Origin of the sequence: Jannaschia maritima, assembly GCF_030973515.1 — a bacterium.
Taxonomy (GTDB): domain Bacteria; phylum Pseudomonadota; class Alphaproteobacteria; order Rhodobacterales; family Rhodobacteraceae; genus Jannaschia; species Jannaschia maritima.
Map to the genome: position 1 here is coordinate 41,393 of NZ_JARGZA010000018.1, position 21,800 is coordinate 63,192.

At 73.0% G+C, this 21,800-nt stretch carries 21 protein-coding genes and 1 tRNA gene; 13 read left to right on the forward strand and 9 right to left on the reverse strand.

Annotated features, from left to right (window positions below; genetic code table 11):
* Window positions 1-6 precede the first annotated feature (6 nt).
* The 5 genes from P0084_RS15535 (at window position 7) to P0084_RS15555 (ending at window position 5,462) form a co-directional block, all read left to right on the forward strand.
* The gene (locus P0084_RS15535; protein ID WP_308917788.1) at window positions 7-693 is read left to right on the forward strand and encodes a uroporphyrinogen-III synthase; all 687 of its coding nucleotides are present in this window, start codon (window positions 7-9) and stop codon (window positions 691-693) included.
* Between the two features lie 72 nt (window positions 694-765).
* Window positions 766-2,703: a COG4223 family protein gene (locus P0084_RS15540; protein WP_308917789.1), complete on the forward strand. Its 1,938-nt coding sequence runs from the start codon at window positions 766-768 to the stop codon at window positions 2,701-2,703.
* A gap of 9 nt (window positions 2,704-2,712) precedes the next feature.
* Complete coding sequence (locus P0084_RS15545; RefSeq protein WP_308917790.1) at window positions 2,713-4,371, forward strand: heme biosynthesis protein HemY; 1,659 nt, start codon at window positions 2,713-2,715, stop codon at window positions 4,369-4,371.
* Window positions 4,368-4,955 carry a DUF1349 domain-containing protein gene (locus P0084_RS15550; RefSeq protein ID WP_308917791.1) on the forward strand — a complete coding sequence of 196 codons (588 nt, stop codon included), beginning with the start codon at window positions 4,368-4,370 and terminating at the stop codon, window positions 4,953-4,955. The genes P0084_RS15545 and P0084_RS15550 overlap by 4 nt, the downstream gene beginning before the upstream one ends.
* 431 nt (window positions 4,956-5,386) lie before the next feature.
* Window positions 5,387-5,462 (forward strand) — tRNA-Thr (locus P0084_RS15555).
* 39 nt (window positions 5,463-5,501) lie between these two features.
* Here the strand turns inward: P0084_RS15555 and P0084_RS15560 are convergent.
* Entirely contained in the window at window positions 5,502-6,116 is a 615-nt protein-coding gene (locus P0084_RS15560) for a hypothetical protein (RefSeq protein ID WP_308917792.1), read from the reverse strand.
* A gap of 238 nt (window positions 6,117-6,354) precedes the next feature.
* On the opposite strand from P0084_RS15560, the gene rpsO reads away from it, so the two are divergent.
* Window positions 6,355-6,624, forward strand: a complete 270-nt coding sequence (gene rpsO / locus P0084_RS15565; protein WP_308917793.1) for a 30S ribosomal protein S15 — start codon at window positions 6,355-6,357, stop codon at window positions 6,622-6,624.
* 48 nt (window positions 6,625-6,672) lie between these two features.
* Here the strand turns inward: rpsO and P0084_RS15570 are convergent, their stop codons facing one another.
* Window positions 6,673-7,257, reverse strand: a complete 585-nt coding sequence (locus P0084_RS15570) for an isopropylmalate isomerase (protein WP_308917794.1) — start codon at window positions 7,255-7,257, stop codon at window positions 6,673-6,675.
* Window positions 7,250-8,536, reverse strand: a complete 1,287-nt coding sequence (locus P0084_RS15575; protein WP_308917795.1) for a glycosyltransferase family 4 protein — start codon at window positions 8,534-8,536, stop codon at window positions 7,250-7,252. Before P0084_RS15575 ends, P0084_RS15570 begins: the two co-directional genes overlap by 8 nt.
* 228 nt (window positions 8,537-8,764) lie before the next feature.
* Between P0084_RS15575 and pnp the strand changes: the two genes are divergently transcribed.
* Entirely contained in the window at window positions 8,765-10,894 is a 2,130-nt protein-coding gene (pnp, locus tag P0084_RS15580) for a polyribonucleotide nucleotidyltransferase (protein WP_308917796.1), read from the forward strand.
* 103 nt (window positions 10,895-10,997) lie between these two features.
* Here pnp and P0084_RS15585 read toward each other — a convergent pair whose 3' ends face one another.
* From P0084_RS15585 to P0084_RS15600, 4 genes are all read right to left on the reverse strand, one after another.
* Window positions 10,998-12,737, reverse strand: a complete 1,740-nt coding sequence (locus P0084_RS15585; protein ID WP_308917797.1) for a methyl-accepting chemotaxis protein — start codon at window positions 12,735-12,737, stop codon at window positions 10,998-11,000.
* Between the two features lie 67 nt (window positions 12,738-12,804).
* Window positions 12,805-14,523, reverse strand: a complete 1,719-nt coding sequence (locus P0084_RS15590) for a methyl-accepting chemotaxis protein (protein WP_308917798.1) — start codon at window positions 14,521-14,523, stop codon at window positions 12,805-12,807.
* A complete protein-coding gene (locus tag P0084_RS15595) occupies window positions 14,516-14,821 on the reverse strand; it encodes a hypothetical protein (RefSeq protein ID WP_308917799.1) in 306 nt (101 codons plus the stop codon). The genes P0084_RS15590 and P0084_RS15595 overlap by 8 nt, the downstream gene beginning before the upstream one ends.
* Before the next feature lie 70 nt (window positions 14,822-14,891).
* A complete protein-coding gene (locus tag P0084_RS15600; RefSeq protein WP_308917800.1) occupies window positions 14,892-15,593 on the reverse strand; it encodes a glutathione S-transferase family protein in 702 nt (233 codons plus the stop codon).
* Between the two features lie 149 nt (window positions 15,594-15,742).
* Here P0084_RS15600 and mscL point away from each other — a divergent pair, with 149 nt between their 5' ends.
* The gene (gene mscL, locus P0084_RS15605; protein WP_308917801.1) at window positions 15,743-16,198 is read left to right on the forward strand and encodes a large conductance mechanosensitive channel protein MscL; all 456 of its coding nucleotides are present in this window, start codon (window positions 15,743-15,745) and stop codon (window positions 16,196-16,198) included.
* A 34-nt stretch (window positions 16,199-16,232) separates the two neighbouring features.
* Here the strand turns inward: mscL and P0084_RS15610 are convergent, their stop codons facing one another.
* A complete protein-coding gene (locus tag P0084_RS15610; protein ID WP_308917802.1) occupies window positions 16,233-16,556 on the reverse strand; it encodes an AzlD domain-containing protein in 324 nt (107 codons plus the stop codon).
* Complete coding sequence (locus tag P0084_RS15615) at window positions 16,553-17,239, reverse strand: AzlC family ABC transporter permease (protein ID WP_308917803.1); 687 nt, start codon at window positions 17,237-17,239, stop codon at window positions 16,553-16,555. The genes P0084_RS15610 and P0084_RS15615 overlap by 4 nt, the downstream gene beginning before the upstream one ends.
* A 63-nt stretch (window positions 17,240-17,302) precedes the next feature.
* Between P0084_RS15615 and P0084_RS15620 the strand changes: the two genes are divergently transcribed.
* From P0084_RS15620 to P0084_RS15640, 5 genes are all read left to right on the forward strand, one after another.
* Window positions 17,303-18,130 (forward strand): formate dehydrogenase accessory sulfurtransferase FdhD, encoded by an 828-nt coding sequence (locus P0084_RS15620; RefSeq protein ID WP_308917804.1) that lies wholly within the window; start codon window positions 17,303-17,305, stop codon window positions 18,128-18,130.
* Window positions 18,127-18,684, forward strand: a complete 558-nt coding sequence (gene mobA / locus P0084_RS15625; RefSeq protein ID WP_308917805.1) for a molybdenum cofactor guanylyltransferase MobA — start codon at window positions 18,127-18,129, stop codon at window positions 18,682-18,684. The genes P0084_RS15620 and mobA overlap by 4 nt, the downstream gene beginning before the upstream one ends.
* Window positions 18,681-19,151 carry a molybdopterin-guanine dinucleotide biosynthesis protein B gene (gene mobB / locus P0084_RS15630; RefSeq protein ID WP_308917806.1) on the forward strand — a complete coding sequence of 157 codons (471 nt, stop codon included), beginning with the start codon at window positions 18,681-18,683 and terminating at the stop codon, window positions 19,149-19,151. The genes mobA and mobB overlap by 4 nt, the downstream gene beginning before the upstream one ends.
* Window positions 19,148-21,241 (forward strand): molybdopterin-binding protein, encoded by a 2,094-nt coding sequence (locus P0084_RS15635; RefSeq protein ID WP_308917807.1) that lies wholly within the window; start codon window positions 19,148-19,150, stop codon window positions 21,239-21,241. Before mobB ends, P0084_RS15635 begins: the two co-directional genes overlap by 4 nt.
* A 71-nt stretch (window positions 21,242-21,312) precedes the next feature.
* Window positions 21,313-21,800, forward strand: a 488-nt coding sequence (locus tag P0084_RS15640; RefSeq protein WP_308917808.1) for a purine nucleoside phosphorylase YfiH/LACC1 family protein, incomplete at its 3' end; no start/stop codon positions are given.

The following is a 21,800-nucleotide window of genomic DNA, read 5'->3' on the forward strand; positions in this document are numbered from 1 at the left end:
GCGCCCATGTCCACGCCACCCGTCCTGCTGACGCGGCCCCTGGCCGACGCGCGCCACTTCGCGGCGTATCTGGGCGTGCCCTGCGTGCTGTCGCCCTTGTTGAAGGTCGCGTTCACCGCCACCCCGCCGGGGGACGCGCGCGCCGTGCTGTTCACGTCGCAGAACGGGGTGCGGGCCTGGACCGCCGGGGGCGGGCCGGTCGGCCTGCCCTGCTGGTGCGTGGGGCCCCGCACGGCGGCGCTGGCGCGCGAGGCCGGGTTCGACCTGCGGGGGTGGGCCGCGGACGCGGCGGGCCTGGTCCGCTTGGTGCCCTCGGACGCCCCGCCGCTGGTCCACGTGCGCGGCGCGCAGGCCCGGGGCGGCGTGGCGGCCGGCCTGCGGGCGCGCGGGCTGAGCGCGGCGGAGGCGGTGCTCTACGAGGCGTGCCCCCTGCCGCTGACGGCGGAGGCCGCGGCGCTGCTGCGCGCGGGACACGTGGTGGCGCCCGTCTTCTCGCCGCGCAGTGCGCGCCTGTTGGCGGAGGCGGTGCCGGAGGGGGCGCTGCCACATCTGCGCGCGGTGGCCATCAGCCCGGCCGCGGCGGCGGCGCTGCCCGTTCCGGCGGCAGCCGTCGCGGCGACGCCCGACGCGGCGGCGATGCGCGACGCGATCCTGTCCGTGTTGGACGAATCGGGCGGCATCGCGTGCGTTTAGGTTGAGGGGGCGGCGGTGTCGGTCTAGTTAGGTCGGGGAAGACGCCGGTTCGGCGCGGACGGGGAGAGTGCGGTGGCGCGTAAGACGACTTCGAACAGGGGCGGCAACCGGGGCGGTCCGTCCAAGCCGCAGGCGACGCCCAAGGCCGATGGCGACGCGCCCGCATCCACGCCCGACCCGAAGTCCACGACCCTGCCGGGCGACAAGATCGAGGATGCCGTCGTCGTGTCGGAAACGGGCGGCGCCAATGCGTCCGGGCCGGACGATGCGAAGGATGCGTCGAAGCCCGCGGCGGCCGGAGCGGGCGCGTCGAAGCCGCCCGAGGGTGCCGGGCGGGACGGCGCGACGCCGGACGGGACCGCGAAGGACGATGCCAAGCGGGACGATGCGAAGGCGGATGCGGCGAAGACGGACGCCCCGAAGGCGGACGGGACGGCGAAGGATGGCCCGGAGGCGGGCGGCGCGAAGAGCGATGCGGCCAAGACGGATGCGCCGGGGAAGGACGCGACCGACAAGGCTGCCGGCGCGACCGTCAAGGCCGCCGGTGCGGCGAATGCGGCCGGTGGCGCGACGGGGACCGGCCCCGCCGCCGGCACGCCCGCGACCGCGGGGGGCGCCGCGCCCGCCAAGCCCGTGACGGCCGTGCCGCCCGTGGCGAAGACGTCGGTCGCCGCTGCCGCGGCGTCGGGAAAGGGCGCCGATGCCGGGACGGCTGCGGACGCCCCCGGGTCGGGCGGTCCCGGAAGGGGCGCCGCCGGTTCGGACGCGTCCGGATCGACGGGCCCTTCGGGTGGATCGGGCGGCGGGGCGCCCCCGACGGGCGGCGGGGCTTCGTCCCCCGTGCCCGCCGCCGCACCGCCCCCGCGGGCGCCCGAGCGGTCCGGACCCGGCTTCCTGCCCCTCGTGCTGGGCGGCCTGGTCGCCGGGGCGATCGGCTATGCCATACCGACCTTCCTGTTGACCGACGACACCGCCTTCGCGGAGGCCGAGCAGGTCACGGCCCTGCGCTCGGAGGTGGAAGCGCTGGAAGCGCAGGTCGCGGCCAACGGGTCCGTGGTCGAGGGGATCGACCTGGCCCCGCTGAACCAGGCCCAGACCGCGCTGGACGAGCGCATCGCCGCGCTGGAGGGGCGCGACTTCAGCGGCCTGGCCCAGACGGTCGAAGGAAACGCCAGCCAGTTGGAGCGCATCGCCGGAAACGAGGGCGCCATCGCCGAGCTGCGCGAGCGGGCGGATGCCGTGACCGGACGGCTGGACGAGCTGGGCGCGGGATCGGACGGCCTGGCCGGCCGGTTGGACGAGATGACCGCCCGGCTGGACGACCTGGGTGGCCGGGTGGACGAGGCCGTGGCCCGCGTCGACGACCTGGCCGCGCAGGTGGAGGGGATCGCCCCCCTGTCCGACGAGTTCGCGTCCCTTCGCGACACCGTCGAGACCCGCCTGTCCGACGCGGAGGCCCGCGTGGCCGAGATCGAGACGCTGTCCAACGACGTGGAGGCGGAAGCCGAGGCCCTGGCCCGGGAGGCCGCGATCAACCAGATCCGCGTGGCCGTGCAGGCGGGCGGCGTGCCGTACGCCGAATCGCTGCAGACGCTGGGCGGGTCCATTCCGGTCGTCCTGAACAACAGCGCCAACGCGGGCGTCCCCGACGCGGAGGCCCTGCGCGAGGACTTTCCGCCCCTGGCGCGCGAGGCGATCCGCACCGCGCGGGCCGAGACCACGGAGGAGGCGGGGTTCCGCAACTTCCTGGCCCGCGCCACGGGCGCGCGCAGCGTCGAGCCGCGCGAAGGGAACGACGCCGACGCCATCCTGAGCCGGGCGGAGGACGCGATCCGCCGCGGCGACCTGGCCGCGGCCCTGGACGAGGTCCGGTCCCTGCCGGACGGCCCGCGGGCCGCGTTCGACGATTGGATCGCGCGGGCGGACACCAGGGTGCGGGCCACGGCCGCGCTGCAGGACTATCTGTCCGCCGCTTCCTCCTCCGACCCCAACTCCTCCTCAGACGGCTAAGGACGACGCATGCTTTGGTCCCTTTTCAAGATCCTGCTCTTCGTCGCGATCGTCGTGGCGTTGGCCTATGGGGTTCAGTGGATCCTGTCCCTGTCGGGCGAGGTGCTGATCACCTTCGCGGGAAGCGAATACGTCCTGTCGCCCCTGATGGTGGTGATCGCGGCGCTGATCGGCCTGGTTGTCCTGTGGATCGTGTTCAAGCTGCTGGGATTGCTGGTCGGCTTCTTCCGGTGGCTTTCGGGCGACGAGAACGCGTTCGACCGGTATCGCGCGCGGTCGCGCGAGCGAAAGGGCTACGAGGCGCTGTCCGACAGCCTCATCGCGCTCGCCGCCGGCGAGGCGCGGGAGGCCACGACGAAGGCGCAGCGGGCGGAGAAGTACCTGAACCGGCCGGAGGTCACGGACGTCGTGGTCGCGCAGGCCGCGGAGGCGGCGGGCGAGCGGGACACGGCCTCGGACGCCTACAAGCGGTTGCTGCGCAACGACCGGACGCGGTTCGTGGGCGTGCGCGGGCTGCTGCACCAGGAGCTGGAGGCCGGGCATACCGACACCGCCATGAAGCTGGCCGAGAAGGCGTTCGCCCTGAAGCCCCGCCACCGCGAGGTGCAGGACACCCTGCTGAAGATGCAGGCCCGGCAGGAGGATTGGGAGGGCGCGCGCCGCGTGCTGACCGCCAAGCTGAAGTCGGGCGCGCTGCCCAAGGACGTCTACAAGCGCCGGGAGGCCGTGCTGGGCCTGGCCGAAGCCCGCGCAAAGCTGGCCGCGGGAAAGCCCGACGAGGCCCGCGCCGAGGCGTTGGAGGCCAACCGTCTGTCGCCCGAGCTGGTGCCCGCCGCCGTTCTGGCCGCGCGCATGCACATCGAGGCCGGCGAGAAGCGCCGCGCCGCGAAGGTCCTGCGCGCCGCCTGGACCAAGCACCACCATCCCGACCTGGCCGCCACCTATGCCGGGATCGAGCCCGACGAGACGCCGGGGCAGCGGATCAAGCGGTTCGGCGCGCTGTTGAAGATCGACCCCGACGCGCCCGAGACCCGGATGCTGGAAACGGAGCTCCACCTCGCCGCCGAGGACTTCCCCGCCGCCCGCCGGTCGCTGGGCAAGCTGGCGGAAACGCATCCCACGGCGCGGTCCCTGTCGCTGATGGCCGCCATCGAGCGGGGCGAGGGCGCGTCGGAGGCCGTGGTCCGCGGCTGGCTGGCCAAGGCACTGGGCGCGTCGCGGGGGCCGCAATGGGTCTGCGACAATTGCGGCACGGTGCACGGCACCTGGGTCCCGGTCTGCACGTCCTGCGACGCGTTCGATTCGCTCACCTGGACCGAACCGGCGCGCGCGGAGACGGCGACGGCGGCCCTGCCAACCGACATGCTGCCCCTGCTGATCGGCGAAGGGGAGCCGGACGCCGAGGTGCCCGCGCCGCCGCCCACGCTGGCCGCCGCGGAACGGGAGGCGTCCGCGCCGCAGGACGCGCCCGGCGGCGGCGGGGACGACACGACCTTCCGGGAGCCCAAGGTCACGCCGCCGGAGGCGCAGACCCCCAGGACGGTGCCGAACATGGCCGTCGTGGGCACCACCCGCGACGTCGACGAGGCCGTGACCCTGCCGGCTGCCGACGCGCCGCCCGCCCCCCAGGACGAGACGCCGACCACGGCGGGCACGTCGCGGATGTGACGGGGCCGGACCGCGCCTGGGCGGGGACGTGGTCGAACCCGCCCGCGGCGCATTCCGTGGAGGACGACGGAATCCTGCATGCCACGTCCGGCGATCGGACGGACTTCTGGCAGGGGACCTTCTATGGGTTCCGGCGCGACGACGGTCATGCGCTGCTGCGGGACGCGCCGGACGCGTTCGAGGCGACCCTGCGCTTCGACGGCGCGTACCGCCATCTCTATGACCAGGCGGGGCTGATGCTGCGGGTGGGTCCGCGCGACTGGATCAAGTTCGGGGTCGAGCATACGGACGGCGTGCCGCACCTGTCGGTGGTCGTGACGCGCGACGGCGCATCGGACTGGTCCGCGCAGCCCGTCGCCCTGGATGGCCCGATGAACGTCCGGGCGATCCGCACGGGCGATGCCGTGCTGCTGCGGCACCGGACGAGCCACGACCGGGATTGGGCGATGGCCCGCCTGGCCCCCGCGCCGGCGGGACCCGTCCGCGTCGGTCCCTATCTCTGCTCGCCCGAACGCGCGGGGTTTCGGGCGGCCTTCCATGCCATGACGGTGACGGTTCCCGAAGCGGTGGACCTGCACGGCTGAACCATCGGCCGCGCCGGTCCCCCGTTCGGACGCGGGGGAGGCTGGAGAGAGCGGGACGCGGGGCGCGGAGGTTCCGGCATCTCGGGGACGATGCGCCGGCCGCTGCGTGCCGTGGCCATTCGGGGGAGGCAGGGGTCGCGCGCACCCGTGCGGGGCGTCCCCGGTTCCGGATCCTTTCGAACGGACCATGGCATGTCCCACCCCGGCCCGGAACGGGGGGTCGCCGCGGTCGGCGTGGTCGGATCACGGGCCGCCCCCCACCCGGAAAGACAGGGCGCGAATGGGGACATGCGCCGCGGTGGCCGCCGCGCAGGGCGGGGGCACACCCGGAACGCCGGGCGCGGGACGACGTGGGGGGGGCCGCGCCCGTGCATGGATCGGAATTTCCTCTGGCCCGCCCCGGAGCCCTCTGCTAAGGGCGCGCACACGGTGCCGCTGTAGCTCAGCTGGTAGAGCACGTCATTCGTAATGATGGGGTCGGGGGTTCGAGTCCCTTCAGCGGCACCAGTTCCCCACAGCCCGGGCCTTCGAACAGACGCGGCCGCGTCACGCGGCGCGCAGGCGGATGCTGCCGGGGGACAGGCGGTCCAGACCTTCGAGATGCGCGACCACCTCGCCGTCGACCAGGACGGTCAGGCCGTCGCGCGTGGTCCGCGTGGTGACCGCCCCCGCCGCGCCCGGCGTCAGCGCGATCTCGAGCACGTCGACATCCGGATCGAAGCCGGGGATCCGGGCATCCGCGACGACGGACGCGGGATCGGGCCGCGGCGCCGTGGCCGGGTCCGGCCGCGAGGGCGTCGCCCGGTCGGGGCGGGACCCTTCCACGGGCGATGATCGGGGCGTTCGGCGGGCCGGCTTCGGATCGCGCAGGAAGTCGGGCAGGGTTCCCCGCTCCAACTGCTTGGCGATGCGGTCCTCCTGCACCCGGGCGGGGCGGGACGGACGCGTGCTGCGGGGGCCGACCTTGCGGCGCGGGCGGCGCAGCAGACAGTCGCGGTCCAACTCCCCCTCCACCGCGTCGATCTCGGGTGGCGGGGCCGTCCCGCGATCGGGCCGGTCGCCGGCATCCGGGGCGATCCGGTCACGTCGCAGGGCCATCGGGCGCACGAACAGAAGCGCGCTTCCCACGATCACCCCGAGCGCGGACAATCCGAGCAGCATCGAGCACTCCTGTCGTGCCGCCCGCACCGGGGCCGCACGGGACCGGCATAGCATCCCGTCCGCCGCGCATCCTAGCGCCGCGTGGCATGGCGGTTAAGGAACACCGAACGGCATCGGTCGCGGTTGTCGACCGGCCCTTTCCTTCGTTTCCGCGATGCGCTAGGCGCGCGGCTCTCCAAGGGCCTCGCTGGACGACATCCCGGCCTGCGCCATGACACCAACCCCATAGGAGCCCCCGATGTCGATCACCGTCGAAGAGAAGAACCGCCTGATCCAGGAATTCGCCACGAAGGAAGGCGACACCGGCTCGCCGGAGGTGCAGATCGCGATCCTGACCAGCCGGATCACCACGCTGACCGAGCATTTCAAGACGCACAAGAAGGACAACCATTCGCGCCGTGGCCTTCTGATGATGGTGGCCCAGCGCCGCAAGCTGCTGGACTACGCCCGCAAGAAGGACGAGGCGCGGTATCAGGACATCATCAAGCGCCTGGGCATCCGCCGCTGATCGGGACGCCCGGTCGAACGGTCCGGACGCCCCCCGGCCGCGGGGGCGTCACGCGGTTCGCGCACCCCGCCGCACCGCGGCCGCCGCACCCAGCGCGATCAGGGCGATGCCGCCCAGTTCCATCACCCCGTTGACGCGGAGGGGTCCGACCGGGAGCCCGATGAACCGGTCGACGTGATGGAAGCTGGCGGCGCGGGTCCCCACGAAGGCCAGCAGCAGCGCGAAGCCCGTCAGCGCGAGCCATACCCGCCCAACCTCCCGCCGCATGGTCCACAGCGCCGCCACCAGCGTCGCCACGCAGATCGCGGCGACGCCCAGGATGAACCGCAACTGCACGCCGCCCCGTTCGGCGTACCAGCCCTGCGCGCGGGCCAGGCATCGTCCCGCCTCCGTCAGTGCGGATTGCAGGTCCAGCTGCTTGTTCAGGCACAGCATCGCCAGGATCGCGGCCAGAAGGATCCAGAAGGCGCGGACCCGCCCGCCGGTCCGGACGGCCGCGGCGGCGCACAGGATCGCGGCGAGCGCATAGGCCGCGACCGTGGACCACCCCAGCGCGGACGGATCGCCGATGACGGGGGACCAGCCGTCGGCGGTGCAGGCGGCCAGCGCGGCGGGTCCCATGGCGTCAGCCATCCCTGACGCGGTCGTAGATCGCCGCCACCCGGTCGGCCTTCGCGCGCCAGGTATAGTCCGTCCAGGCGCGGTCGTGCGCGGCGCGCGCCATCGGGGCCAGGGCGTCCGGCGCGGCGGCCAGGTCGGCCAGCGTGGCGGCGAAGGCGTCCCGCAGGGCAGCGCGCCCGCCCCCCAGCGGTATCCGGATGCCCGTGCCGTCGTCCACAAGCTCCGCCGGTCCGGCATAGTCCGCGACGACCGGCACGACGCCCAGCGCCATCGCTTCCAGGACGACGCCGCCGCCGAACTCGCGGATCGACGGGAAGACCAGCACGTCCGCCCCGCCCAGGATGCGCTGGACGTCCGCGTGGGGGACGTTGCCGTGCAGGGTGACGGCGTCGCCCACGCCTTCGCGGTCGATCAGGACACGCAGGTCGCCGCGCATCGGCCCTTCGCCCACGATGTCCAGCGTCATGCGTCCGTCGCGCAGGAGCGGCAGGGCGGCCTGGATCGCCAGATCCGGGTTCTTGTAGGGCACCAGCCGCCCGACGAAGCATCCACGCAGGGGGCCGTCCGCACGGGGCGCCACCGGATGGCGGGTGAAGCGCGCGGGGTCGATGGCGTTCTCGGGCAGCCAGACGACCTTGTCGGCCTCGTCCGGGGGCAGTTGGGCCCGAAGCTCCGCCTGCGTGTGGCGGGACCCCGCCAGGATGGCGCTGGCGGCGCGCAGCATGCGCCCCCGCCCGGGCTGCAGCCTGTAGAGGGACCGCACCCGGCTGAGCCCTTCGCCTTCCCGCGCGCGGGCATCCTCGAACCCCCGGGGCCAGGGGACGCCGCCGTTCAAGGGGCCCATGACGAAGGGCACGCCCGCACCTGCCGCTCGGGGCGCGATGGACGACACGGTGGTGGGCGTCAGCGGCGTGACCCTGTGGACGAGGTCGAAGCGCCCCCGTCGCAGGTCGTCGCGGAACCGCTGCCACACCAGGCGCTCGAAATAGGGATAGCCGATGGACTGGATCGCGGTGGCGACCGTCCAACTCTGGTTGTCGCCCCGACGCAGCAGGCCGGCCAGCTTCCACAGCGGCGCGGTCACGGCTTCGGAATCGATGGCCGTGAAGTCCTCGCCTTCGATCAGCCCCGCCCGCACGATCGCGTCGCGGTTGCGGATCTGGGTCACCAGATGGACGTCCGCGATCTTCCGCAGGGCCTGGGCCATGGACCAGCCGACCAGGGGCACGGACACCCATTCCGGGTTCGCCGCTTCGGCAATCACCAGGACGCGGGGGCGGGCTTGCGGCATCGGGCGGATCCTCCGGGGGTGGGGCTGGTCGGCGTGGGCGGGACCGTAGCGGCGCGGCAATCGCGCGCAACGGGTTTCCCTTCACGGCGAAACCCGGTAACCCCACGCGCATCTGCGACGTGACGCCCGGGCCCCGGCGTCGTGCGAAGGACAGGGGCCGGCGGCAATGGGGCCGCCAACAGGACAGGGACACCCGGAGGGCCGGGCCGGTCCCGGATAGGATACGACATGTTCGACATCGTGAAGAAAGAGATGGAGTGGGGGCACGACACCCTCACCCTGGAAACGGGGCGCATCGCGCGCCAGGCCGACGGCTGCGTCGTCGCCACCTATGGCGAGACCAGCGTCCTGGCCGCCGTCACCTATGCCAAGCAGCCGAAGCCGGGGCAGGACTTCTTCCCCCTGACGGTGCACTACCAGGAGAAGTACTATGCCGCGGGCAAGGTCCCCGGCGGCTTCTTCAAGCGGGAAGCGCGTCCCACGGAAAAGGAGACGCTGACCTCGCGCCTGATCGACCGGCCGATCCGCCCCTTGTTCGTGGACGGGTTCAAGAACGAGGTCCTGGTGATCTGCCAGGTCCTGTCCCACGACCTGGAGAACGACCCCGACATCGTCGCCATGATCGCGGCCTCCGCCGCGCTGACGATCTCCGGCGCGCCGTTCCGCGGGCCCATCGCGGGCGCGCGCGTGGGCTTCGTGGACGGCGAGTACGTCCTGAACCCCGCCGTGGACGACATGCAGGGCCTGAAGTCCGACCCCGAGCAGCGTCTGGACCTGGTCGTCGCCGGCACCAAGGACGCCGTGATGATGGTCGAATCGGAAGCCTACGAGCTGTCCGAGGCCGAGATGCTGGGCGCCGTGAAGTTCGGCCACGAGCAGATGCAGGGCGTGATCGACCTGATCGTTGACCTGGCCGAGGACGCGGCGAAGGAGCCGATGGACTATCAGGCGCCGGACTATTCCGCGCTGCTGGAGGCGGTGACGAAGGTCGGCGAGCAGGGGATGCGCGACGCCTATGCCATTACCGACAAGCAGGAGCGGACAAGCGCCGTGTCCGCGGTCAAGGACGCCATCAAGGCGGAGCTGTCCGAGGAACAGCTGAACGATCCGGATCTGGGCACCGCGCTGAAGAAGCTGGAATCGAAGGTCCTGCGCGGCGACGTCGTGAAGAACGGCAAGCGCATCGACGGGCGCGCGCTGGACAAGGTCCGCGCCATCGACTGCCAGGTCGGCCTGCTGCCGCGCACGCATGGCTCCGCGCTGTTCACGCGGGGCGAGACCCAGGGATTGGTCGTGACCACGCTGGGCACGGGCGACGACGAGCAGATCATCGACGCGCTGCACGGCAACTTCCGGTCCAACTTCCTGCTGCACTACAACTTCCCGCCCTATTCGGTCGGCGAGGTCGGGCGCTTCGGTCCTCCGGGCCGCCGCGAGATCGGGCACGGCAAGCTGGCCTGGCGCGCGCTGCAGGCGGTCCTGCCCGCCGCCACCGACTTCCCCTATACCATCCGGCTGGTGTCGGAGATCACCGAATCCAACGGGTCGTCGTCCATGGCCACGGTCTGCGGATCGTCCTTGTCGATGATGGATGCAGGCGTTCCGCTGAAGGCCCCCGTGGCCGGCGTCGCCATGGGCCTGGTGCTGGAGGACGACGGCGAGTACGCGGTCCTGACCGACATCCTTGGCGACGAGGATCACCTGGGCGACATGGACTTCAAGGTCGCGGGCACCGAGGCCGGGATCACGTCCCTTCAGATGGACATCAAGGTTGCGGGCATCACGCCCGAGATCATGGAGACCGCGCTGGAGCAGGCGAAGGCCGGTCGCCTCCACATCCTGGACGAGATGGCCCAGGCCCTGTCGGAAGGTCGCAACGAGTTCTCGGCCCACGCACCCCGCATCGAGACGATGCAGGTGCCCACCGACAAGATCCGCGAAGTCATCGGGTCGGGCGGCAAGGTCATCCGCGAGATCGTGGAAGTGTCGGGCGCCAAGGTCGACATCCAGGACGACGGCACGATCAAGATCGCGTCGGCCAACGCGGATTCGATCCAGAAGGCCTACGACATGATCCATTCGATCGTGGCGGAGCCCGAGCAGGGGAAGGTCTACAAGGGCAAGGTCGTCAAGATCGTCGACTTCGGCGCCTTCGTGAACTTCTTCGGCAAGCGCGACGGTCTGGTCCATGTGAGCCAGATCAAGAACGAGCGCCTGAACCATCCCAGCGACGTGCTGAAGGAGGGCCAGGAGGTGTTCGTGAAGCTTCTGGGCTTCGACGATCGCGGCAAGGTCCGCCTGGCGATGAAGATGGTCGACCAGGAGACGGGGACCGAGTCCCAGTCCGAGGACGCCTGACGAACGGGACCCGTCCGGCGGGGGGCGTTCCTCCCGCCGGACGGAAACGAGCGCCTTACAGCGCCAAGACCCACCGTCCGCGGTCCGCCGTCGCGGGTGGCCGTCAGGCGGCCCGCGTCCGGGCCGCCGTCGCAGGCGATCCTCCGAACCGGTCGAGCGAACGGCTGAGCCGTTCGGTGCCGTCGCGCAGATCGGCGGCCGCGGCACTCGTCGCGGCGATGCGTTCCACCTCCGCGATGGCGGTCCGGTCGAGCCAGCCGATGGCTTCCGTCACCTCGCCCACGCCCTCCGCCTGCTGGTTCGCCGTCTGCGCGATGTCCTGGAGGTTGCGCGCCACCGTCTCGACGCCCGCGGTGATCGAGACCAGGACCTCGCCCGTCTGATCCACGAGGCTCGCGCCCGACTTCACATGCGCCTCCGACCGTTCCAGCAGGGCGGCGATGCGACCCGCGGCCTCCGCCGAGCGCCCTGCAAGCGCCCGGACCTCGGACGCGACGATCGAGAAGCCGCGCCCGGCCTCGCCCGCCCGCGCCGCCTCGACCCCGGCGTTCAGGGCCAGCAGGTTCGTTTGGAAGGCGATGTCGTCGATGACGGCGGTGACCTTCCGGACCTCCGCGGAGGCGGCTTCGATCGTGGTCATCGCCTCGACGGTCTGACGCATGACGTCCGTGCCCTTCGCGGCCTGCCGCTGGGTTTCCGTGGCGGTCCGTTCCGCATCGCGCGATTCGGTGGCCGTCTCGGCGATCATGGCGTTCAGGCGGGCGATCTTGTCGCCCAGGTCCTTCGTGCGCTCCGCCCGCTCGGCGTCGCGGTCGACATGGCCACGGGCCGCCTCGGCGATGGCGCCGGTTTCGCGGCTGATCGCCTTCATGTGGCCGTCGACATCCTGCAGAAGCGCCTGCAACGCATCCGCCGCGGTGTTGAAGTCCCGCGCCAGGGGATCGTACCCGTCGGGCAGGTCGGCCGCGATGCGTGCCGTCAGGTCGCCCGTCGCCAAGCGGTCCAGGGCCTCGCCCAACGCGTCCAGGGCGATCCGCAGCGCGGCCTCGCGATCGGCTTCCTGATGCTGCTCGCGCGTGCGGGCGGCGGCGGCAGCATCCTCCGCGGCCTTCGCGCGGGCGGCGTCGGCGGTTGCGGCGCGGGCGGCGTCCTCCGCGGCCGCGGTGGCGCGACGTGCGGCCTCGCGCTCCGTTTCCACCTCGGCCAGGGCGGCCTCGGCGGCCTGCCGGCTCGCCGTCGCGGTGTCCAGCGCGGCCGCCATCTCGCCGCGCTGCGCCAGCTCGCGACGCCTGTGGATCCGGCGGGAGTTGATGATCAGGAACGCTGCCGTGAAGATCGCGACCAGCCCGACGCCGTACATCAGCGTCTTCAGGACGTCGAAGGGGGGCTGGGCCGGGTCGTTCCAGAACTCGGTCGTCTCCAGCAGGACGCTATGGATCAAAAGGTTCGGAAGCAGCGCCAGAAGGGCGGGGCGGTCCACCAGGATGATCGAGAAGGCGATCATGGGAAAGATGAACAGGTGCGCCGCCTCGCGGTACAGGGTCCCGTCCAGCGCCAGCATCACGGCATAGATCTGGAACAGCAGCGCCTGCGTCGCCCAGATCGCCTGATGCCGGGGCACCAGGCGGGACAGGGACCAGCCCGCGGCGATGGTCCCGCAGGACAGCAGGATCACGGGCAGCACCGCGTTGCCGAACAGGTGGGCCAGCAGCATGGCGCACAGCCCGACGCCCTGTCCCGTCAGAAGGATATGGCGGATCAGCACCCGCCGGGCGGGTGACAGGGGATCGAACAGCGGCGCATGGCGTCGGCGTCCCCGTGGGAGGGTCGGATGGGCGGTCATGGCCGTCGCCTTATGCTCGGGAAGTTATCGTCACGTTAAGGCCAGGTCGCGTCCCGCGTCCCGTGGGTCAGGCGGCCCGGACCGGACGGGCGGGGGCCGGCGGGCCGTCGTCGCGTCCCGCGAACCGTTTGAGCGTCTTGCCCAGCCGCGCGGTGCCGTCGCGCAGGCTGGCGGCGGCATCGCTCGTCTGCGCGATGCGCTCCACCTCCGCCCGGGCGGTCCGGTCCAGCCAATCGACCGCTTCGGTCGCGGCGCCCACGTGGTCCGCCTGCGCGGCGGCGTTCCCTGCGATGTCCTGCAGGTTGCGGGCGACCGTCTCCACGCCGGCCGTGATGGCGACGAGGCGTTCCCCCGTCTGATCCACCAGCGTGACCCCGGCCTTCACGTGCTCCTCCGATCGGCTCAGCAGTTCCGCGATGCGGCCCGCGGCATCCGACGACCGCCCGGCCAGCGCCCGAACCTCCGACGCGACGACCGAGAAGCCGCGCCCGGCCTCGCCCGCGCGCGCCGCCTCGACCCCGGCGTTGAGGGCTAGCAGGTTCGTTTGGAAGGCGATGTCCTCGATGACGGCGGTGACCTTGCGCACCTCCGCCGACGCGGCGTCGATCGTGCCCATGGCCTCCACGGACCGTCGCATCACGCCCGCGCCCGCCTCCGCCTGGCGGCGCGTCTCCTCCGCGGCCTCCTCCGCCCGGCGCGACTCGGCCGCGGTCTCGGCGATCATGGCGTTCAATCGGGCGAACTCGTCGACCAGCTCCCGGGTGCGGTCGGCCCGTTCCGCATCGCGGTCGACATGGCCGCGGGCGGCGTCCGCGATGGCGCCCGTTTCGCGCCCGATCTCGGCCATGTGGCCTTCGACTTCCCGCAGGATGCACTGCAGCGCGGCCGCCGCGCTGTCGAAGTCCGCGCCGAGCCGTCCGTAGCCCGTGGGCAGGGGCCCCTCGATCCGTGCGGACAGGTCGCCCGTCGCCAGGCGGTCCAGGGCGTGGGCGACCGCATCCAACGCGGCGCGCTGCTCGGCCTCCCGCTGGCGTTCGGCGTCCTGCTCGCGCCCGCGGGCCGCGGCGGCGTCGGCCTCCGCGGCATGGGCGCGCTCCGTTTCGGCCCGGGCGGCACGGGCCGCTGCCTCGGCCTCCGCCTTGGCTTTGCGCGCGGCTTCCCGTTCGGCCTCGGCCTCCGCCAAGGCGTCCTGCGCGGCGGTCCGGTCCGCTGATGCCCGATCGAGCGCCGCCGCGAGCGATTCGCGCTGCTCGCGGGCCTGGGCCATCAAGGTCGTCCGCGTCCGGGTCAGATCGACCATTCGCAAGACCAGAAGCCCCACGGCGGTTCCGTGGATCCCCAGCCGGATCAGGTTCTCCCCGGGCGCGGCCTCGGGATAGACCAGGGTGGGCGCCCCATAGCCCAGCAACGCATGGTGCAGCACCGTCGCCGCGCCCGCCGCCACGATGGCGCGAACGTCGATCATGGTGGCGGAACTGGCGATGGCCAGCATCAGAAGCAGGTGCGCGTCCGACTGGAACGGCGTCCCCTCCAGCGCGGCGATGAAGATCAATCCGTTCAGGACCAGCGACAGGGCGGTCCAGATCGCCGCGTTGGCGGAATTGAAACGCGACAGCAGCATGCCGGCGGCTGTGGACGCGAACGAGGCCAGCAGGGCCGGCAGCGCCGGAATGCCATAGAGGAACATCGCGAGCGAACCGACCGCCGCGATGACGAACCCGCTGACGGTCAGCGAACGGCGCATCCGCAGGCGGACGGCCTCGATCGGATCGGCGGGGTCAGACATCGCAGCCCATCCGACCCAGGGCCGCGGCGTCCAGCACCACGAGGGCGCCGTGCGCGCGCAACCGATCGGCCAATCCGGGGCCCTGGTCGTGGACGACCGTGCCGAAGGCGGGGGCCGGTCTGATCGGGATGTAGGCGCCCGCCGCCGCGACGATTGCGGCCGGATCGACCCAGGGCGAGGCGAGCATCCAGACTGGCCCGGAACCGTCCCGCGACGGTTGCAGCGATGGTGCGATGGCGGCCGCCGCGCCCAGCTTGGCGACCGCGATCGTGGCGAGAACGGCGATCCATGTGTTCATGACCGCCGGCTACGACGCGGGGCCTTAAGGTTCGCTTAAGGCGCGGTGCGGTCGTCCCGCGCCCGGTCGATCAGCCCTCGCGCGGGGGGACGTTCATGCCCGTCTTGACCGCGTCGCGGGCCATGAACCGGTCCAGATACGCCTGCAGCACGGGATGGTCGTCCCATCCGACCTGATCCTTCGCCTCGTAGAAGTTCAGCGCGTTCAACCAGGGCGCGATGGCGATGTCCGCCGCGGAATAGTCCCCCGCGATCCAGTCGCGATCCGCCAGCTGCCCCGCCAGGACCGACAGCAGGCGCCTGCCCTCGTCCGCATAGCGCTGGCGGGGGCGCGGATCCTCGATCTCCTTGCCGGCGAACTTCACGAAGAAGCCCAGCTGCCCCAGCATCGGGCCCAGCCCCCCCATCTGCCACATGATCCACTGCATCACGTGGGCCTTGTCGGATGCGGTGTCGCCCAGCAGCTTGCCCGTCTTCTCGCCGAGGTACAGCAGGATCGCCCCGCTCTCGAACAGGCCGAGGGGCTGTCCGTCCGGCCCGTCGGGGTCGATGATCGCGGGAATCTTGTTGTTCGGGTTCAGCGACAGGAACGCGTCCGACTTCACGTCCGCGTCCGACAGCGTCACGCGGTGCGCCTCGTAGGGCAGGCCCGTCTCCTCCAGCATGATCGACGCCTTGACCCCGTTCGGCGTGGGAAAGCTGAACAGCTGCAGGACGTTCGGGTCGTGTGGAACCCAGCGGCGTGTGATGGGGAAGGCGGACAGGTCGGCCATGGGATGCTCCAGGTGTTGCGCGGACCCTTACCTAGCGCAAGTTTCCGTGCGCGGAACGGGTGACATCGGTGCGGTTTTCGGCACGTTCGTGTGCGGGGCACCCGGGAAACGGGGCCCGCAAGGACCGAAAGAGCACGGGGGACGACCTGATGATTCAGGAATTCAAGGACTTCATCGCCAAGGGCAACGTCATGGACCTGGCGGTCGGCATCATCATCGGTGCCGCCTTCACGGCGATCGTGAACAGCCTGGTGGGCGATCTGATCAATCCGGTCATCGGCCTGGTGCTGGGCGGGGTCGACTTCACGTCGATGTACGTCGTCCTGTCGGGCGAGGTGCCGCCGGGCGCCGGACTCGACGCGGCGCGCGAGGCGGGGGCCGCCATCTTCGCCTATGGCGCGTTCGTGACCGCGGTGATCGAGTTCTTCATCATCGCCTTCGTCGTGTTCCTGCTGGTCAAGGGCGTGAACCGCCTGAAGACCGCGGCGGAGAAGCCCGACGACGTCGCCCCCGAGGTGAAGACCGGTCCGTCCGAGTTGGACGTCCTGATCGAGATCCGCGACAAGCTGGCCCGGGGCGGGTCCGCCGCCACACCGGCGGAGTGACGCGGGACGCGGGGCGGCCGGACGCGTCGCCCCGCTACGCCGTCAGCCACCCGCCCAGGGCCAGGACCGCGGCGCCCGCCAGGACCGCCTGGACCACGTCCCTGCGCCAGACGCCGACGGCGAGGGTCGCGCCCGCCGCCGCCAGCCGGACCGGATCGGGCTGACCGCCGGTCGCGTCCGGCCACAGGACCAGCGGCGCGACCAGTCCGGGCAGGACGGCCACCCCGGTATAGCGCAGGTGGCGCAGCACCCAGGCGGGCAGGGGGCGGTCGCCGATCAATCCCAGGAAGCTGAACCGGATCAGATAGGTGCCCAGGCCCAGCGCCCCGATGATGGCCCATACGGGATAGCCGGTCATGCCGCGCGCGCCCTGCGCTCGACCTCGGCGCCGGTGGCCATCGCGGCCAGGGCGGCGATCAGCAGGCCCGCGTTCCAGGGAACCCAGGCCAGCGCCAGGGCGCCGGCGACGGACACGAAGGCCGCCGCCACGTGGGCCGGGCTGCGCAGCATCGGGCCGGTCAGCGCCAGGAAGGCCAGGGGCAGGGCGAAGTCCAGCGGCCAGGCGTCCGGGATGCGCGCGCCCAGGGCCGCCCCCAGCCAGGTGGAACCGACCCAGCACGGGAACACGGGCAGGGCGGTGCCGCAGAAGTACCGGACGCGGTCCGCCGTGGTCCAGGTCGTCCGCCCCTCGTAGGTGGCGGCGGCCAGGGCATAGGTCTGGTCCACCAGCAGATAGGCCAGCCCCATCCGCTGCAGCAGCGGCGCGCGCCCCAGATGCGGGACGAGCGCCGCGGAATACATCGCCATCCGCAGGTTCACCGCCAGGGCCGATGCCACCACGATCACGCCCGGCGCGCCCGCATCCATCAGCTGCAGCGCGGTGAACTGCGACGCGCCCGCGATCACGATCGTGCTGAACGCCATGACCTGATCCAGGGGCAGCCCGGCTTCCGTGGCCAGCACGCCGAACATCATCGCGAAGGGCACGATGATGACCACGAAGGGCAGCCCGTCGGCCACGCCGCGGCGAAAGGGGGTCATGGCTTGCATCCGCGGGGCCGGGGGAACATCACTGGCCCTAGCCCGCCATCGGAGGCCGCGCAATTGGCCACGTCCCTGCCCCCCGGCCTGCTCGTGGCCCCCGATCCGGACGCCCCCGGCCTGACCGCGCGGGTCGACGCGACCGACCAGGACGGCGCGCCGATCGCGCTCGACGTGGTGGAGGAACGGCCCCTGACCATCTACCTGAACGCGCGCGAGGTCGTGACCGCCATGACCGTGCGCGACCACCCCCGCTGGCTGGCCCTGGGGTTCCTGGCGAACCAGGGGATGCTGCGCCCGTCCGACCGGGTGACCGGCACCGACTACGACGACGAGCTGGGCGTCGTGGTCGTCCGCACCGCCCAGGTGACGGACCACGAGGCGAAGCTGGCCCGCGCCACCCGCACGTCGGGCTGCGCCGTGGGCACCGTCTTCGGCGACATGATGGACGGCGTGGCGGACGTCGTCCTGCCGCGCCTGGACGTGCGCCTGTCGGACCTGCGCGCGCTGTCGTCCGCCATCGCGCGGACCCCCAGCCTGTATCTCAGCGCGGGCGCGGTCCACGGCACCTGCCTGTGCCGCGGCCCGGAGCCGCTGGCCTACTTCGAGGACGTGGGCCGCCACAACGCGGTGGATAAGCTGGCCGGGTGGATGCGCGTGACGGGGACCGACCCGTCCGACAAGACGCTGTTCACCACCGGGCGGCTGACCTCCGAGATGGTCATCAAGTGCGCCCTGATGGGCATCCCCGCCCTGGTGTCGCGGTCGGGCTTCACCGCCTGGGGCGTGCGCATCGCGCGCGACGTCGGCCTGACCGTGGTGGGGCGGCTGAAGGGGTCGCGGTTCCAGTGCGTGGCGGGCGCGGACCGGCTGGTGCGGGACGTTCCGTGATCCCGGCGGTGATCCTGGCGGGCGGCCTGGCGCGGCGCATGGGCGGGGGCGACAAGGGCCGCGCCCTCCTGCAGGGCCGACCCCTGATCCGCCACGTCCTCGACCGCCTGCAGCCCCAATGCGCGCCCATCGCTCTCAACGCCAACGGCGATCCCGCCCGCTGGGACGATCTGGGCCTGCCCGTCCTGCCCGACACCCGGGCCGGGCATCCCGGCCCCCTGGCGGGCGTCCTGGCGGGGATGCGCTGGGCCGCGGCGCTGGGCCGCGACCGCATCGTCACCGCCGCCGCCGACACGCCCTTCCTGCCCCCGACCCTCGTGGCCGACCTGGCGGCGGCGGGCGACGGCCTGGTCCTGGCCCGCGCGGGGGGGCGCCCGCAACCGACCTTCGGGCTGTGGCCCACGGCGCTGGCGGACGACCTGGACGAAGCACTGGGGGCCGGCACCCGCAAGATCCTGGACTGGACCGACCGCCACGCCCCCGCCCATGCCGACTTCCCGGCGGAGGCGTTCTTCAACGTCAACCGCCCCGAGGATCTGGACCGCGCACCATGAGGGTGTGGGGCATCGTCGGGCGCAAGGACGCGGGCAAGACCACCCTGACGGAACGCCTGACCGCCGAGCTGACGGCCCGCGGCCTGCGCGTGTCCACCGCCAAGCGCACGCACCACGCCCTGGACCTGGACCGCCCCGGCACCGACACCCACCGGCACCGGCGGGCGGGGGCGGGTCAGGTGGTCCTGGCCTCCGACGCGCGTTTGGCGCTGCTGGAGGAGACGGCCAGGCCCCTGACCCTGACGGAGGTCCTGGCCCGTCTGGCGCCCTGCGACATCGTCCTGGCCGAAGGGTGGAAGCGCGGCACCCATCCGCGGGTGGAGGTGTGGCGCGGCGCGGGCGACCCCCTGGCGCGGACCGATCCGACGATCGCCGCGCTGGCGACCGATCACCCCGCCCCGGACGTGGCCTGCCCCCTGCTCGACCTGGACGACATGGCCGCGGTCGCGGACTTCGTGCTGCGATGACCTTCGACGCCGTCGTCGCGGTGGACTGGTCCGCCACGTCCGGCCGCACCCGCCCCGGCAGGGACACCATCTGGACGGCGGAAGCGAACGCCGCGGGCCTGGGCCCCGCGAGGCACCACCCGACCCGCCACGCCGTGACGGGGTGGCTGATCGACCGGGCGCGCCGCGCGGTGGCGGACGGGGACCGCATCCTCGTTGTCCTTGACGTGTCGTTCGGCTGGCCGCGGGGCGCAGGCCAGGCGCTGACGGGGGCGGACGACCCCCTCGCCCTGTGGGACTGGATCGCCGAACGCCTGACCGACCGCGACGACGGCACGAACGACCGCTTCGCGCTGGCGGGCCGCATGAACGCCGTTCTGCCGGGCGACGGCCCGTTCTGGGGCCGACCCGCCACGATGGACGTCCCCGGCCTGCCCACGGGCAAGCCCCGGGGCCGTTTCCCCCCATGGCGCGCGGCGGAGGACGCGATGATCGCCGCCGGCGGAGCCGCTGGGCGACCCAAGTCGGTCTGGCAGCTGGCCTATAGCGGGGCGGTGGGCTCGCAGACGATCACCGCGATGGCCGCCCTGTCCCGCCTGCGCGGGGCCCTGGGGGCGGACTGCGCCGTGTGGCCGTTCCAACCCCCGGACGCGCCCGTCGTCGTGGCGGAGGTCTATCTCGCCCATGTCGACCCGGTGGAGCGGGCGTTCCGCGACGGCGGGCCGAAGGACGCGGGTCAGGTCCGCGCGATGGCGGCGGGCCTGCGGCGCCTGGGGGCCGAACGGGACATCCTGGCGATGCCGGACCATCCCGACGCCGCGACCGAAGGCTGGGTCCTGGGCATCGGGTTCGAGGACGCGCTGCCGGACGCGGCCCGGGCCGCGGCGCGCCCGCCGGGCGATTGCTTCGCCCTGCCGCCCGGCGTGGACTGGGTGCCGGTGGACGTGCTGATGCGGACCCTGTCGGCGATCCGCTGCGCCGTGGGGGAAGGGGACGCGGGGGTCGCGGACGCGGCCGGGCGCGTCCTGGCCCGCGACGTCGCGGCCCTGCGCGCCAACCCGCCACGGGCCAACGCGGCGGTGGACGGCTGGGGCTTCGCCCACGCCACCCTGCGCCCCGGCCCCATCCCGGTGACCCCCACCCGGGCCGCGGCGGGCCACGACGGGGATCCCGTGCCCCCCGGCCACGCCGCGCGCATCCTGACGGGCGCGGCCCTGCCGCCCGGCGTGGACACCGTGGCGATGCAGGAGGACGCGACCGCGGCGGACGGCACCATCACGCTGACGAAGACGCCCCGGCCCGGCGCCAACACCCGTGCGGCGGGCGAGGACGTGGCGGTGGGCGACCCCCTCCTGGCGGCGGGCACGATCCTGCGCCCGACCGACTTGGCCGCCGCGGTCGCCGCGGGGCACGCCACGCTGCCCGTCCGCGACCGGCTGCGCGTGGCGGTCCTGTCCACGGGGGACGAGATCGTGGCCCCCGGAACACCCGGCCACGGCATCTTCGACGCGAATCGCCCCATGCTGCTGGCAATGGTCGCGGCCTGGGGCATGGCGCCGGTCGATCTCGGGCAGGTCGCCGACGATCCGGACGCGCTGGCCGCCGCCCTCAACGGGGCCGGGGCGGACGCGATCGTCACGTCGGGCGGGGCCAGCGCGGGGGACGCCGATCACCTCGCCGCCGTGCTGGGGGCCAGGGGGACGGTGGACCATTGGCGCATCGCCGTGAAGCCGGGGCGCCCCATGGCGCTGGGCCGGTGGAACGGCGCCCCCCTGTTCGGCCTGCCCGGCAACCCGGTCGCGGCCTTCACCTGCATGGCGCTCTTCGCCCGGCCCGCGCTGCTGGCGATGGCGGGGGCGGGGTGGCGACCCCATGGGGGCCGCATCGTGCCGGCCGCCTTCGCCAAGGCGAAGAAGGCGGGACGGCGCGAATATCTGCGCGCCCGACTGGACGGCCAGGGCGCGGCGGAGGTCTTCGCTTCCGAAGGATCGGGCCGCGTGTCGGGCCTGGCCTGGGCCGACGGGTTCGTCGAACTGCCCGACGAGGCGGTGACGGTGCGGCCGGGGGATCCGGTACGCTACGTGTCCTTCGCCGCGTTGGGGTTGGGCTAGCGTCCGTGGTGGGGCGCCTGGCCGCGCGTCCCCGCTTGACCGCCCCCCGGCCCCCTGCCACCCAGGGCACCATGCCGCTCGACGTCGTCACGCATCCGGCCCTCGCCGCCCGCCACGGGTTCTTCGCCCGCACCGGCGGGGCGTCCCGCGGGCTCTACGACAGCCTGAACTGCGGTCTGGGGGCCGACGACGATCCGGACGCCGTGCGGACCAACCGCTCCCGCGTGGCCAATGCCCTGGATGCAGGGCCGGACGCGCTGCGCTTCGTCCATCAGGTCCATTCCACGGACGTCGTGACGGTCACGGGCCCGCTGGACGCGCCGCGGGCCGACGCGATGGTCACGGACCGGCCGGGCCACGTGCTGTGCATCCTGACCGCCGATTGCCAGCCCGTCCTGTTCCACGACCACGCGGCGGGCGTCTCGGGCGCGGCGCACGGCGGATGGCGCGGCACGCTCGACGGCGTGCTGGAGGCGACGGTGGACGCCATGCGCGCGCTGGGCGCCGCCGACATCCGCGCCGTGATCGGCCCCTGCATCAGCGCCCCCCATTACGAGAT

Bases quoted from the DNA above. Each gene is read 5' to 3' on its own strand.
- mobB (WP_308917806.1), top strand. From the start codon at position 18,681: ATGAGGGTGTGGGGCATCGTCGGGCGCAAGGACGCGGGCAAGACCACC.
- P0084_RS15595 (WP_308917799.1), bottom strand. From the start codon at position 14,821: ATGAACACATGGATCGCCGTTCTCGCCACGATCGCGGTCGCCAAGCTG.
- P0084_RS15570 (WP_308917794.1), bottom strand. From the start codon at position 7,257: ATGGCTGACGCCATGGGACCCGCCGCGCTGGCCGCCTGCACCGCCGAC.
- rpsO (WP_308917793.1), top strand. From the start codon at position 6,355: ATGTCGATCACCGTCGAAGAGAAGAACCGCCTGATCCAGGAATTCGCC.
- P0084_RS15610 (WP_308917802.1), bottom strand. From the start codon at position 16,556: ATGACCGGCTATCCCGTATGGGCCATCATCGGGGCGCTGGGCCTGGGC.
- P0084_RS15600 (WP_308917800.1), bottom strand. From the start codon at position 15,593: ATGGCCGACCTGTCCGCCTTCCCCATCACACGCCGCTGGGTTCCACAC.
- P0084_RS15535 (WP_308917788.1), top strand. From the start codon at position 7: ATGTCCACGCCACCCGTCCTGCTGACGCGGCCCCTGGCCGACGCGCGC.
- P0084_RS15615 (WP_308917803.1), bottom strand. From the start codon at position 17,239: ATGACCCCCTTTCGCCGCGGCGTGGCCGACGGGCTGCCCTTCGTGGTC.
- P0084_RS15560 (WP_308917792.1), bottom strand. From the start codon at position 6,116: ATGCTGCTCGGATTGTCCGCGCTCGGGGTGATCGTGGGAAGCGCGCTT.
- P0084_RS15545 (WP_308917790.1), top strand. From the start codon at position 2,713: ATGCTTTGGTCCCTTTTCAAGATCCTGCTCTTCGTCGCGATCGTCGTG.
- P0084_RS15585 (WP_308917797.1), bottom strand. From the start codon at position 12,737: ATGACCGCCCATCCGACCCTCCCACGGGGACGCCGACGCCATGCGCCG.
- P0084_RS15590 (WP_308917798.1), bottom strand. From the start codon at position 14,523: ATGTCTGACCCCGCCGATCCGATCGAGGCCGTCCGCCTGCGGATGCGC.
- P0084_RS15575 (WP_308917795.1), bottom strand. From the start codon at position 8,536: ATGCCGCAAGCCCGCCCCCGCGTCCTGGTGATTGCCGAAGCGGCGAAC.
- P0084_RS15635 (WP_308917807.1), top strand. From the start codon at position 19,148: ATGACCTTCGACGCCGTCGTCGCGGTGGACTGGTCCGCCACGTCCGGC.
- pnp (WP_308917796.1), top strand. From the start codon at position 8,765: ATGTTCGACATCGTGAAGAAAGAGATGGAGTGGGGGCACGACACCCTC.
- mscL (WP_308917801.1), top strand. From the start codon at position 15,743: ATGATTCAGGAATTCAAGGACTTCATCGCCAAGGGCAACGTCATGGAC.